Genomic DNA, 13,582 nt, shown 5'->3' with positions numbered 1-13,582 from the left:
TTCCTTGCTAAAGCCATCGTCCACTCCTTGAACTGATAATTTGAAATGCATTAGCTGTAACTAAAGTGTAGACAAAATCCGTTTTGCCGCAAGATTAAGTTAACAGATAAAAGTGACTGTCAATTTAAAAACTTTAGGTAAAGTGACTGTCCGTGCTAATGAGTTTTACTTTTAACGTCGTATTTCTATGTTTCTGCATATATAAAATTTTCGAATATGCATAATTGCCTTTATTTTTGGGCCAATGATTTCCTGCTACTTTTAAGTAAAGAACCTAGTTTATGAGGTATAAAGTGAATACATTTAACTGCTTGCTGATAATAGCTTTGCTTATATTTTCAAGTGTAGGGCATGCTGGGACAGGCGTCGCAATTGACCCAGATAAAGCACAAGCCTACACACCAGCTCCTGAAAACTTAAAAGCCCGAGAACGTTTTCAAGATAATAAGTTTGGCATCTTTTTACATTGGGGGCTGTATAGCCAGCTTGGTGGTGTAGGAAGCCCATATGGAGCCGAGTGGATCATGGAAGACTTACGAATTTCAGGCCCTAAGTATCAGCGTTTAGCTGAATTTTTTAACCCAACAGGCTTCGATGTAGAGCAATGGGTTAAGGCGTTTAAAGATGCTGGAGCAAAGTATATTGTTATTACTTCAAAGCATCATGATGGGTTTGCTATGTACGACAGTAAAGTTTCTAACTTTGATATTGTCGATAGTACACCTTATAAAAAAGACCCTATAAAAGAGCTTGCTAATTCAGCTCATAAACATGGTTTACAACTTTTCTTTTACTACTCTCAGCTTGATTGGCATCACCCAGATTACTACCCATGGGGCCGAACAGGCCATTACACTAAGCGAGAAAAAAGTGGTGACTGGGAAAAATACTTGCAATTTCAAGATGCACAACTAAAAGAGCTTTTAACTCAATATGGGCCAATTGGTGGTATTTGGTTTGATGGTTGGTGGGATCAAGAAGACTCACACAATTGGGATAACTGGCAACTACAACGCACTTATAAAATGATCCATGAATTACAACCAGCAACCTTAATCGTAAATAACCATCATAGATTTACTGTTCCGGGAGAGGATTATCAGGGCTTTGAACAACAGCTGCCTACTAATCAAGAACGATTAGGTGAATTACCTTTAGAAATGGCACAAACAATGAACGGTAGCTGGGGATTCAGTTTAACTGATGATAATTACAAAACGACTAAAGAGCTCGTGCAAACCTTAGTAAGTGCCGCTGGAAGAAACGCTAATTATTTACTAAATACTGGGCCTATGCCTAACGGCAAGATCCAACCTGAAAACCTAAAAACGTTTGCTGAGATTGGTCAGTGGCTGAAGGTGTTCGGTAAAAGTATATACGGTACTCGAGGCGGCCCTATTTCCCCGCAAAACTGGGGAGTAAGTACCCATAACAATGAGAGTATTTTTATTCATATTCTCAACTGGCAAGCAGATACATTAAGTATAGAACTTGCAACCCCTATCAAGTCTGCAACTAATTTAAAAACCTCAGAACCAGTTAACTTTAAACAACTTGAGAGCGCAATTACACTAGAAAGTTTGAAGTTTGATAATGAAGAGTACGTTCAAGTCATCGAGTTAAAGCTAAAATGATCAACGTCTAAAAGCAGTCAAAAAACTAAATTTAAAATCAAAGATGACTGTCCACATAAAATATATTTAACAATGACTGGGCTTATAAAAGAGAGTCGCTGTCTCAGAAAATTTAACAGTGACTGTCCTTGTAAAATTTAGGTATTAAAAAAGCGCCTTTTGGCGCTTTTTCTGTGGTTAAAGAATTTGATTCTCTTTCCAGGCTTGTTCTTTTGCCATGCGCTTTTTACGCTTGTCACATGGGTCGTCGCAGTCGCAGGCTTTGTCAATTCCAACAGCGCCTAGGCCACCACAACTACTGGCCATAGATTTCTTTTGCACAATCATGCCGACAGCCATCGCTGCCACAATTAAAATAAGTAGACCAAATGTAAGAAGAAAAAGTGACATTGCTTTGCCCCTATCGTCAGCAATTAAATCGAGCCCAACTAATTAGGCTGCATGTATTATAAACTGCTTCTTGCCCTGCTACAAATATGGTTTAAATGCAGGGCTTGAATAAGTTACTAAGCCATTGCCTGACTTACCAATTAAGTACACCGGCAAATCGTGCTCTTCGGCGTATTTCTGCGCCTTTTCCATGCCCATCACTGTGATTGCCGTCGCTAAGCCATCTGCAGTCATCGCTGATGGGTGTAAAACAGTAACTGATACCAAATCATGACGGCTCGGCATACCTGTTACAGGGTCAATTAAGTGGCTATAGGTAACACCATCCATTTCGTAAAAAATTCGGTAATCACCTGATGTCGCAATACCATTAGTGCCCGGCTCAATTACTTTATGCACTTTACGCACGCCAGGCTCAGCATCAGGCTGTTCAATTGCAATTTTCCAAGAGATGTTGTTTGGCTTAATACCCGACACACGAAGCTCACCACCTATCTCAACCATATAATTAGTGAAACCATGGCTTTCTATCACTTGTGCTACTTTATCAATACCATATCCTTTTGCTGTAGCAGAAAACGACAGCTCTAAGCCATCAATTGTTTTCATCAGACCAGCATCTGTAAGTTTAAGCTTATCAACACCAATTTTGGCAACCATTGCAGCCAAGGCTTCATCGCTTGGGCGTTTAGTCGGCTTTTTATCTGGACCAAAGCCCCACAAGTCAATAAGTGGCCCCATAGTCACATCTAACGTTTTTGTTGATTCGCCAAGGCGAATTGATTCAGCTACCACGTTTCTAAAATCAGCGCTTATTGGCATTACCTGCCCTGCTGGTAACTGGTTGAACTGGTTAATTTCTGAATCAGGAATGTAGGTCGACATAGATTGGTTTACATCTTTAAGTACTTGCTTAATTTCAGGATGTAAATCAACACCTGCAACCTTTGAAGACTCTGCAAACACCTTAATATGATAAGTGGTGCCCATTGTCTTACCTTCAAAATAAAGCTCTTCAGCCTTATCAGCTTGGCTGCAGCCAGCCATGAGTAAAGTCATAGTTAATAGAAAAAAGGCCATCAAGCCTTGGCGATAAAACACTCTATTCATAGCATTCACCTTTTAGATACCACAGGGTTCGGTATAGAAATAAAAAAGCCTCGTAACACTATGTGCTACGAGGCCTGTATTCTAACCAAAACTTATTGTTTTGTGTATGGTGTTAGCCACCGAAGTCATCTAATAAGATGTTTTCGTCTTCTACACCAAGATCTTTAAGCATGTTGATAACAGCCGCGTTCATCATTGGAGGACCACACATGTAGAACTCACAATCTTCTGGCGCTTCATGATCTTTCAAGTAGTTTTCATAAAGTACGTTATGGATGAAGCCTGTGTAACCTTCCCAGTTATCTTCTGGTTGTGGATCAGACAGTGCTGTGTGCCATACAAAGTTATCGTTTTCTGCTGCTAAGCCATCGAAATCTTCTACGTAGAACATTTCACGCTTAGAACGCGCACCATACCAGAAGCTCATCTTACGCTTAGATTTTAAACGCTTAAGTTGGTCAAAGATATGTGAACGCATTGGTGCCATACCTGCACCACCACCTACGAATACCATTTCTGCATCAGTGTCTTTCGCGAAGAACTCACCGAATGGGCCAGAAATAGTTACTTTATCACCTTCTTTTAATGACCAAATGTACGAAGACATTTTACCACATGGAAGGCTTAGGTCTCTTGGCGGCGGCGTAGCGATACGCACGTTAAGCATGATGATGCCTTCTTCTTCTGGGTAGTTAGCCATTGAGTATGCACGAATTGTTTCATCGTCTACTTTAGACTCCAGATCGAAGAAACCGAAGTGGTTCCAGTCGCCACGATACTCTTCTGGAATATCGAAATCAGCGTATTTAACGTGGTGAGCTGGTGCTTCAATTTGAATATAACCACCGGCACGGAAAGGTACTGACTCGCCATCAGGAATTTGTAACTTAAGTTCCTTGATGAACGTTGCCTTGTTATCGTTAGAGATAACAGTACAGTCCCACTTCTTAACACCGAAAATTGACTCTTCAAGTTCAATTTCCATGTCGTTCTTAACATTTACCTGACACGCTAAACGGCAGCCTTCACGAGCTTCACCTTTAGAGATGTGATCAAGTTCTGTTGGTAAGATATCGCCGCCACCTTCTTTGATGTGAACACGACACTGACCACAAGAGCCACCGCCACCACATGCAGATGAAACGAAGATACCTGAATCAGCTAGCGCGCCTAATAGCTTGCTACCTGCAGATGTTTTAATAGCTTTTTCTGGGTCGCCATTAATTCCGATGATGATATCGCCGCTTGCTACTAATTTAGATTTAGCACCAATGATAACTAAAACTAAAATAACAACGATAGCGATGAAAACACCAACGCCTAAGAAAATCTCATTCATGATTTATCCTCGCTACCTATTAAAGTGAAATACCAGAGAATGACATAAAGCCAAGACCCATAAGACCAACAGTGATGAAAGTAATACCTAAACCACGTAAGCCATCAGGAACGTCTGAGTACTTCATTTTTTCACGGATACCAGCAAGTAAAGTAATTGCTAGTGCCCAGCCCACACCTGAACCGATACCATAAACAACAGACTCGCCGAAGTTATAGTTACGCTCAACCATGAAAGATACAGCACCGAAGATCGCACAGTTAACTGTGATCAGTGGTAAGAAGATACCTAACGCGTTGTAAAGTGCAGGGAAGAACTTATCTAATGCCATTTCAAGAATTTGTACAAGTGCTGCAATAACACCGATGAAAGTCAAGAAACGTAAGAAGCTAAGGTCTGCTTCTGGGTAGCCAAGCCACTCTAATGCACCTGGTGCAAGAACAGCGTGATAAACCAAGTTATTTACAGGTACTGAGATACCTAGTACCACGATAACTGCCACACCTAGGCCAATTGACGTTGTTACTTTCTTTGATACAGCAAGGAAAGTACACATACCTAGGAAGAAGGCTAAAGCTAAGTTTTCAATGAAAACCGCTTTTACAAATAAACTAATATAATGTTCCACTGCTCGCCCCTTACGCTTTTGCTTCTACTTGGTCTTTCTTGAAGGTACGAAGTACCCAGATGAATAAACCAATAATGAAGAATGCACTCGGTGGTAAAATCAATAGACCCATTGGTTGATACCAGCCACCATTTTGTACTAATGGAATAATATCAACACCGAATAGTGAACCTTTACCGAATAACTCACGGATGAAACCAACAGTTAGTAGTACTACTGAGTAGCCTAAACCGTTACCGATACCATCTAAGAAAGACATTAACGGTGGTGACTTCATTGCGTATGCTTCAGCACGACCCATTACGATACAGTTTGTAATGATTAGACCAACGAATACTGAAAGCTCTTTAGCTGTTGCATAAGAGAATGCTTGCAGTACTTGGTCAACAACGATTACAAGTGATGCGATGATCGTCATTTGCACGATGATACGTACAGATGATGGGATGTGGTTACGAATTGACGAAATAAACAAGCTAGAAAACGCAGTTACTAGTGTCAATGCGATTGACATGATTAGTGCATTTTTTAAGCTTGATGTTACCGCTAGCGCAGAACAAATACCTAGTACTTGTAATGCGATCGGGTTATTTGCGAATACCGGGCCAAATAGGACCGACTTCATTTCTTTAGTATCAGCCATTATTTCAACGCTCCTTCACGTACTTTCGCAAGGAATGGACCAAAGCCATGCTCGCCAGTCCAGAAGTCAACTGTGTGATCAACACCGTTTGAAGTTAATGTTGCACCAGAAAGACCATCGATTTGATGTTCGTTCTTCGCACCGCTCTTCATGATATTGATTGGTAACTCTTTACCTTGCCATTTAGCAGTCCATTGTGGATTTTGAATTTCACCACCTAGACCTGGCGTTTCGTTGTGCTTGAAGAAGTTGATGTTTTTAACTGTTTCACCATCGCTTTCAAGCGCTAAGAAGCCGTACATTACACCCCAAAGGCCGTAACCTTGGATTGGTAGAATGATTGCGTCTGTAGAACCATCAGGTTTCTTCGAAATATATACAGGTGAATTTTTTGTCATACGCTGGATACCAGCGATGTCTTTAATTCCTTCTGCTTTCAACGCAAAGCTACGAGCCTGGTCGAATTTTGTTTTCTCGAAGTCAAATGAGTTAGGATCAGCACCTTCAACAAACTCACCTGTGTTCATGTCTACAACACGTGCTTCAATTTTTGAGTTAAAGGTATCTGACACAGTACCTGATACTTCAATGCCTGCAGCCGCTAAGATATTACGTTGAATATCTTGTGTTTTGTTAGCTTGCTGTAAAGGACGAAGCTGAACTGAAGCAAACGATACGATGATTGCACACACTAAACATAGTGCAACAACAACGGTTAGCGTTTTGCCGATTGATTCGTTATTACTAGACATTACGTGCCAACCTCCGCTTGATATTAGCTTGCACTACAAAGTGATCGAATAATGGTGCAAATAAGTTAGCAAATAAGATTGCTAGCATCATACCTTCTGGGAATGCCGGGTTAACAACACGGATCATTACAACCATAAAGCCGATTAACGCACCGTAAGCGAACTTACCTTTGTCTGTGAATGATGCGGATACAGGGTCTGTTGCCATGAAGAACATACCAAATGCAAAACCACCAAGAACTAAGTGCCAGTGCCAAGGCATTGCAAATACAGCGTTAGTTTCTGAACCAATTGTATTTAGTAAGAATGCCGTTGCAACCATACCTAGGAATACACCTAGTACGATACGCCATGAAGCGATACGCACGTAAATTAGGAATAAACCACCGATTAATAGTGCTAGTGTTGACGTCTCACCCATAGAACCTTGAATGAAACCGTAGAACGCATTCCACCATAGCTCCATGTTGCTGTAATCAAGTGAACCAACAACAGCTTGGCCAAGCATAGTTGCACCAGAGAATGAATCTACTGCTGTCCATACTGTGTCACCTGAAATTTGCGCTGGGTATGCGAAGAATAAGAACGCACGACCGGCAAGAGCAGGGTTAAGGAAGTTACGACCTGTACCACCAAAGATTTCTTTAGCGATTACAACACCAAACGTAATACCTAATGCAACTTGCCATAAAGGAATCGTCGCAGGCAGGATTAGTGCGAATAATACAGATGTTACGAAGAAACCTTCATTTACTTCGTGCTTACGCACTGAAGCAAATAGTACTTCCCAGAAACCACCCACAGCAAACGTTACTGCGTATATTGGTAGGAAGAAGCAGGCACCGTAAAACATTTTCGCGCCCCAACCAGAATCAGCAGTTAATTCACCACCGAATAATTGGAACAGACCAACTTGCCATGTGTTTGCTAGTTCAAAACCTTGCGCTAAAGCACCAGCGGCCTGATGACCGATGTTGAACATACCAAAGAACATTGCAGGGAACGTCGCCATCCACACTAAAATCATCATACGTTTTAGGTCGATGTTATCGCGAACGTGTGTTTTGCCTTTATTTACATAACCAGGCGTGTAGAAAATAGTCGCTGCAGCTTCGTAAAGCGCATACCATTTTTCGTGTTTACCACCCGGTTCAAAATGCGGCTCAATATCTTCTAGAAATTTCTTTAAACCCATCTCTCTAGCCTTCCTTCTCGATCGTAGTCAAGCAATCGCGTAGGATTGAACCGTACTCGTATTTACCTGGACAAACGAAGGTACATAATGCTAAATCTTCTTCATCAAGCTCTAGCGCACCTAACGAAATAGCACCATCAAGATCACGTGCGATTAAATCACGTAATAATAGTGTAGGTAGGATGTCTAAAGGCATAACACGCTCATAGCTACCAATTGGAACCATGGCACGCTTCGAACCACCTGTTGAAGTCGTCATGTTAAATAGACGGCTAGGAGCAAGGTGAGATAAGAAGGTACGTGTTACTGAGAACTTGTTAGCACCTGGTGCGATCCAACCGAATAGCTCTTTTTCGCGACCTTCAAGTAATACAGATACTTGAACATGGTAACGACCTAAGAACGCGTGTGGACCTTGAGAAATAGCGCCTGATAATACAGAACCAGAAATTACACGGTTATCACCGTCTTCTAATTCACCAGCAACTAAATCATCTAAAGATGCACCTAGCTGAGTTTTCACTAAGCGTGGGTTTTTAACACGAGGACCTGCAAGAGAAACAACACGGTCTGTGAAGATTTCACCTGTTAGGAATAAATTACCAAACGCGATTACGTCTTGGTAACCTAAGTGCCAAACCTGCTTGCTTGCAGAAACTGGGTCTAAGTTATGAATGTGTGTACCAACAAGACCTGCCGGATGCTTGCCACCAAACTCATGTACTTCTACTTGAGGGATTGATGAACTAGGCACTTGGCTACCAGCTTGTTTACAAACAAATACTTTGCCGTCAGTCAAACGAGATACCACAGCTAAACCAGCTTCAAATGCTTGAGTGTTCTCAGCAATGATTACTGCAGGATCTGCAGCTAGCGGGTTAGTGTCGATAGCCGTTACAAAGATAGAGCTAGGATTTGCATCCAAAGCAGCTACTCTGCTGAATGGGCGAGCACGTAGTGCTGTCCATTGACCTGACTGAACTAGTACTTCTTTAACTTTTTCACGGTCTAAGCCCGAAAGCTCGTCGGCCTTGAAAGAGTCAAAGGTGATTTGCTCACTGCCATTAACTTCAATAACAACAGATTGCAGCACACGTTTAGCACCACGATTGATTTCTTTAACTACCCCAGAAGCTGGTGCAGTAAATAAGACGCCTGGGTTCTTTTTGTCTTCAAAAAGTACCTGGCCTTTTTTGACTTGGTCATCCACGCGAACATGCATGGTTGGACGCATACCAATATATTCTTCACCTAGCACAGCTACACGTTTGACGGCAGAACCATCGTGAATAACTTGCTGAGGTGCGCCCTCTATCGGTAAATCCAGACCTTTTTTTATGTTGATCATACGCACTTGCATTACATTAACGGAAAGAAACTGAAAAATCGTACCAACCACGTCGCCATTTGATATGCTCAAGTTAAACTCTAAGTATCAAAGAATAGCCTGTTTAACACCCCAAACAAGCAACGCAGTAAACTCCTCACATATATTGCCCGAATTTTAACATCAATCAGGGTGACTATGCGAGAGCAAATATGAAATTTATACGACAGATACGGTTATTTAGACTACAAAAGCCTTTTGAATAAAATTCAATATAGACCAAAGTGCTATTGATGATGTTTTATTTTCACCCATAAACAAAAAAGTCGCTTAAAAAAGCGACTTTACAAAATCAAGTTTGTTTAGCGATTAATCGATCAGCTGTGAAATCGCAACATCAGGATTCACATCTTGCTCGTAATCTACACTGTCGATACCAAAACCGAATAAACGTAAAAATTCATTGTGGTAACCCACGTAATCCGTTAATTCGTCAATCGTATCTGTATCTACTGTATCCCAAACATGTTGTACACGAGCTTGAACATCATCTTCTAACTCTTTGTAGTTTTGGAATAAATGACCACCTTCGTCAAAACGTGGGGTTTCACCGTAAAGGTTTTCAGTAAATAGTGAGTGAATTTGCTCAATGGTACCTTCGTAAGTCCCGTCTGCTTTCATTACTTTGAATAAAGCAGAGATATATAAAGGCATAATTGGAATTGCCGAGCTTGCTTGTGTCACAACCGCATTTAATGAAGAAACATACGCTTCACCATTTAAGCCTTTTGTAGACTCTTTGATTGCTTGAGTTGCACGGTCAAGATCTTCTTTCGCTTTACCAATTGTCGCATGACCGTAAATTGGCCACGTTAACTCTTTACCGATATAAGTGTAAGCAGTCGTTTTGAAGTTATCAGCTAGCACATCCGCTTCTTTTAATGCGTCAATCCACATTTCCCAATCTTCACCGCCCATTACTTTAATTGTATTGTCGATGTCTTCTTGACTTGCTGCTTCAACCGTTACTTCATCAATCACACGCTTTGAAGTGTTTAGGTTCTTCGTTGTGATATCTGAGCCAATAGGCTTAAGTGTTGATGAGTAAGTTTCGCCTGTATTTGGATCAGTACGACGAGGTGACGCTAGGCTGTAGATAACTAAATCAATTTTACCTAGATCAGCTTTGATAGTATCAATTGCTTTTTGCTTGATTTCGTTAGAAAACGCATCGCCATTGATATTTTTAGACCATAAACCAGCTTCTTCAGCGGCTGCTTGGAATGCTGCAGTGTTGTACCAACCTGCAGAACCCGTTTTGCGTTCGCTACCTTCTTTTTCAAAGAAAATACCTAACGTTTTAGCACCGCCACCAAATGCAGCTGTGATACGTGATGCTAGGCCGTAACCTGTAGACGCACCAATCACTAATACATTCTTAGGTGCATTGCTCAGTGGTCCTTGCGCTTTCACATAATTAATTTGTTCTTGTACGTGCTCAGCACACCCTACTGGATGCGCGTTAGTGCAGATAAATCCACGAATTTTCGGCTTAATGACCATTGATCATCCTATATCTATCACAATAAAAATTAGCGCTAGTTTAAAGGCTAATAGTTAAAATACAGGTCTGATCAGTAAAACTTTTCAGACCCACTTAAATCTTTCGGGCTTAAAACCCCAAGTAACAAGCAGTCTGGAGTGACTGTCTTTCTAACTTTAGGTGACTGTCCTGCTAACTTTGAGTGACTGTCCTGCTAACTTTGAGTGACTGTCCTGCTAACTTTGAGTGACTGTCCTTCTAACTTTGAGTGACTGTCCTTCTAACTTTAGGTGACTGTCCTGCTAAGTTAGTCGAACTTTGAGCCACCTAAGCATTTAGGTGATTCAGGTGCCTGTCCATGTTGTTCACTAAACTCTTCGGGAGTAAATGTGTGAATCGCTAATGCATGAATATGGTTTGCTAATTCATCTTTTAATAGCTCATTAATTTGACGATGACGTGCAAGTAAACGTTTACCTGCAAATTCTTCACTCACAACCACCACTTTAAAATGCGATTCAGTTCCACGGCTATGCATATGGCTTTCATTGACAACATTCAGGTGTTTACATTCGATACCCGCAGCAAGCTTTTGCTCAATTTGTTGTTGCATTGACATGTGTCATAGACCTTTAATAAGAAAATAATTAGCAGCTACTATATCAAGGGCATGACTCATTTTGCCAATGATTTTATATGATTGAACGAAAGGTGAGGTTAATTCGAGGGTGTTTGAGTCTTTGCTGCTTTGGCAAACTATGCTGGTAATCGCGCTGGCTAAAACCATTCATGATTAAACAGCTGCCACTTTGCAGCACAATGCTATGTTGTTCATTATTATGTTTGTGCTTTATTTTAAATATCCGTTCGGCCCCTAGTGATACAGAAGCGATTGTCGGTTGCTCCCCAAGTTCTTTCTCATCGTCACTATGCCAGCCCATACAATCATGACCATCTCGATACAAATTAACTAAAAGCGCATTGAATGGTATCTGCAAAGTTCTTGATAAGCGTACACGCATAGCATCAAGCACCTCCGGCCATGGCTCAACGATTAACTGTGAACCCGAGTAACCATAACTTACGTTCTGATCAGCAATAAAGCATTGCAAACGTGGGATCACATGGCTTTTACCGTACACTTTTATAGTGGGTTGTTGCCAATTGAGCTGCTGCTGAAGAAAGTAAAATAATTCGAGGCTTTTTTGTGCACTCAATGCATTAGCTTGGTAAGAAAACCCATCTGGTAAATGATTAGGGTTGGCGTTTGGCTGTTGCATGTTAGAATTTACCTATACATTAATACATTCGTAAAATCATGATGACCACCCAAGCACAGCTCGGTGATAACACCTATACCCTAGAACGCTTTCCGTTAGATCAAAAGAATCGCAGTCTTCAAGCGTGGGACTCAGGCGATGAGTACCTTGTCAATTATGTACAAGAGCACTATCCAGATGCAAATTCAATCCTGATACTCAATGACAGTTTTGGCGCTTTAGCCTGTGCCTTTAATACGTTAACAGTTTATTCAGTTAACGACTCGTATATTGGTCATCAAGCTACCCGCTATAATTTACAAGCTAATGAGTTATCAACAGATTCTTTAACGCAACTGGACTCATTAGCAGCATTACCTAATCAGGTTGATTTAGTGATATTAAAAGTGCCACGCAATTTAGGCTATCTTCAGCATCAACTTGCCGCAATCAGTGCAGCTTTACCTGCCGACATTGATGTTATTGCAGCTGGAAAAACGAAAGACATTCACAACTCAACTATAAAGGCTTTTAGTCAGTATATAGGTGAAACATCAACCAGCTTAGCGGTTAAAAAGTCCCGCTTAATTATCAGTAAAACCAATGGTCTTAATAAAGTTGCCCCCTTCCCTGTTAACTGGCCACTTGAAGGAAGTGAGTTTGAAATTCAAAATCATGCCAATGTATTTTCTCGAGACTCATTAGACATTGGCGCGCGCTTTTTCTTTAACTATTTGCCACAAACAAGTAAAGCTCGCAGCATCATTGATTTAGGCTGTGGTAATGGTGTTGTTGGCTTAATGACTTTAAAGCGTTGCCCTAAAGCCCATGTGACCTTCGTTGATGAGTCGTTTATGGCCGTTGAATCAGCTAAATTAAACGTCGCTCACAACCTACCAGAGCAATTAGAGCAGTGTGAGTTTGTCCAAAACGATTGCTTAACCGATTTTCAACCTAACAGTGTTGACCTCGTTTTATGTAATCCGCCATTCCACCAAGCGCAAGCGGTTACTGATCATATTGCATGGCAAATGTTCAAACAGGCAAAACACACATTAAAGCACGGTGGTGAATTAAGAATTATTGGTAATCGTCATCTAGACTATCATGAAAAGTTAAAACGCATGTTCGGCAATTGTAAGTTGTTAGGGTCTAACAAAAAGTTTGTCGTACTAAGTGCAACAAAGAATAATTAATGGAGCTAACTAAATGAAAAAAATACTTCCTTTATGTGCGGTGCTTGCGCTTGCGGCATGTAGCAACCAACCCAATCAATTAATTTTAAACCCCGTTTATCAAGGCGGCAAAATTTCAAACCTTAGTACTAGCGTTAGTACTAGCGTAATTGATTTACGCGGCGACAACGTGACCCTAAAAATTATTGAATCAGATAAAACTAAAACGCTTGCCAGCCCAGGTATAACTGATTCAGTGAAAAGCGCTCTAGACAGTGCATTAAGCCGTAATGGGGCGAGTATCTCAAACTTGGCGACAACACGCTTTGAATTAGATATTCATAAGCTACAAGCAGTTGTTACTGAAAAGATGATGACTCACACAAGTGACGCAACTATTGAATTAGGCTTAAGAGTAATCAGAAACTCAAGCACTTTCAGCAAGATATACCGTGGTAATGCAAACCTAGAAGGGCCACTCAGCCATGACCGTGCAAAAGTAGAAGGTCAGCTTAATAAGTTGACTGAGCAAATAATTACCCGCATTGTATCTGACCCAGAATTAATCGCCTATTTAGAAGGTTAAC

At 41.0% G+C, this 13,582-nt stretch carries 14 protein-coding genes; 3 read left to right on the top strand and 11 right to left on the bottom strand.

The genetic code is table 11. The annotated features are described in order from the left end of the window. Positions 1-293 precede the first annotated feature (293 nt). A complete protein-coding gene (locus EXT43_RS09970; RefSeq protein ID WP_205990956.1) occupies positions 294-1,634 on the top strand; it encodes an alpha-L-fucosidase in 1,341 nt (446 codons plus the stop codon). Between the two features lie 177 nt (positions 1,635-1,811). Here the strand turns inward: EXT43_RS09970 and nqrM are convergent, their stop codons facing one another. The 11 genes from nqrM to EXT43_RS09915 all read right to left on the bottom strand — a co-directional run bounded on the left by nqrM (position 1,812) and on the right by EXT43_RS09915 (position 11,841). Continuing rightward, positions 1,812-2,024, bottom strand: a complete 213-nt coding sequence (gene nqrM / locus EXT43_RS09965) for a (Na+)-NQR maturation NqrM (protein WP_036966498.1) — start codon at positions 2,022-2,024, stop codon at positions 1,812-1,814. A 78-nt stretch (positions 2,025-2,102) separates the two neighbouring features. Continuing rightward, complete coding sequence (locus EXT43_RS09960) at positions 2,103-3,134, bottom strand: FAD:protein FMN transferase (protein WP_130166867.1); 1,032 nt, start codon at positions 3,132-3,134, stop codon at positions 2,103-2,105. A 112-nt stretch (positions 3,135-3,246) separates the two neighbouring features. Next, positions 3,247-4,473, bottom strand: a complete 1,227-nt coding sequence (nqrF, locus tag EXT43_RS09955) for an NADH:ubiquinone reductase (Na(+)-transporting) subunit F (protein ID WP_054562303.1) — start codon at positions 4,471-4,473, stop codon at positions 3,247-3,249. Between the two features lie 19 nt (positions 4,474-4,492). Beyond that, the gene (gene nqrE / locus EXT43_RS09950) at positions 4,493-5,101 is read right to left on the bottom strand and encodes an NADH:ubiquinone reductase (Na(+)-transporting) subunit E (protein ID WP_016708692.1); all 609 of its coding nucleotides are present in this window, start codon (positions 5,099-5,101) and stop codon (positions 4,493-4,495) included. A 10-nt stretch (positions 5,102-5,111) separates the two neighbouring features. Continuing rightward, the gene (locus tag EXT43_RS09945) at positions 5,112-5,744 is read right to left on the bottom strand and encodes an NADH:ubiquinone reductase (Na(+)-transporting) subunit D (RefSeq protein WP_054554281.1); all 633 of its coding nucleotides are present in this window, start codon (positions 5,742-5,744) and stop codon (positions 5,112-5,114) included. Continuing rightward, positions 5,744-6,496 carry a Na(+)-translocating NADH-quinone reductase subunit C gene (locus EXT43_RS09940; protein ID WP_054562304.1) on the bottom strand — a complete coding sequence of 251 codons (753 nt, stop codon included), beginning with the start codon at positions 6,494-6,496 and terminating at the stop codon, positions 5,744-5,746. Before EXT43_RS09940 ends, EXT43_RS09945 begins: the two co-directional genes overlap by 1 nt. Then, entirely contained in the window at positions 6,489-7,691 is a 1,203-nt protein-coding gene (locus EXT43_RS09935) for an NADH:ubiquinone reductase (Na(+)-transporting) subunit B (protein ID WP_054554279.1), read from the bottom strand. The genes EXT43_RS09940 and EXT43_RS09935 overlap by 8 nt, the downstream gene beginning before the upstream one ends. Positions 7,692-7,695: 4 nt before the next feature. Continuing rightward, positions 7,696-9,039 (bottom strand): Na(+)-translocating NADH-quinone reductase subunit A, encoded by a 1,344-nt coding sequence (locus EXT43_RS09930; RefSeq protein WP_054562348.1) that lies wholly within the window; start codon positions 9,037-9,039, stop codon positions 7,696-7,698. Positions 9,040-9,387: 348 nt separating this feature from the next. After that, the gene (gene fabV / locus EXT43_RS09925) at positions 9,388-10,581 is read right to left on the bottom strand and encodes an enoyl-ACP reductase FabV (RefSeq protein WP_058586502.1); all 1,194 of its coding nucleotides are present in this window, start codon (positions 10,579-10,581) and stop codon (positions 9,388-9,390) included. A 287-nt stretch (positions 10,582-10,868) separates the two neighbouring features. Further along, positions 10,869-11,180, bottom strand: a complete 312-nt coding sequence (locus EXT43_RS09920) for a BolA/IbaG family iron-sulfur metabolism protein (RefSeq protein ID WP_054554277.1) — start codon at positions 11,178-11,180, stop codon at positions 10,869-10,871. A 73-nt stretch (positions 11,181-11,253) separates the two neighbouring features. Continuing rightward, the gene (locus EXT43_RS09915) at positions 11,254-11,841 is read right to left on the bottom strand and encodes an alpha-ketoglutarate-dependent dioxygenase AlkB (protein ID WP_062566710.1); all 588 of its coding nucleotides are present in this window, start codon (positions 11,839-11,841) and stop codon (positions 11,254-11,256) included. Between the two features lie 41 nt (positions 11,842-11,882). Here EXT43_RS09915 and EXT43_RS09910 point away from each other — a divergent pair, with 41 nt between their 5' ends. Next, positions 11,883-13,016, top strand: a complete 1,134-nt coding sequence (locus EXT43_RS09910) for a methyltransferase (RefSeq protein ID WP_130166872.1) — start codon at positions 11,883-11,885, stop codon at positions 13,014-13,016. A gap of 13 nt (positions 13,017-13,029) precedes the next feature. After that, the gene (locus EXT43_RS09905; protein ID WP_054562307.1) at positions 13,030-13,581 is read left to right on the top strand and encodes a YajG family lipoprotein; all 552 of its coding nucleotides are present in this window, start codon (positions 13,030-13,032) and stop codon (positions 13,579-13,581) included. The last annotated feature ends 1 nt before the right edge of the window (position 13,582 follow it).

This window comes from Pseudoalteromonas sp. CO109Y, assembly GCF_004208935.1.
GTDB classification, from domain to species: domain Bacteria; phylum Pseudomonadota; class Gammaproteobacteria; order Enterobacterales; family Alteromonadaceae; genus Pseudoalteromonas; species Pseudoalteromonas shioyasakiensis.
Note: the sequence above shows the minus strand (reverse complement) of the source record. Positions and strands in the feature narration are given on the sequence as shown.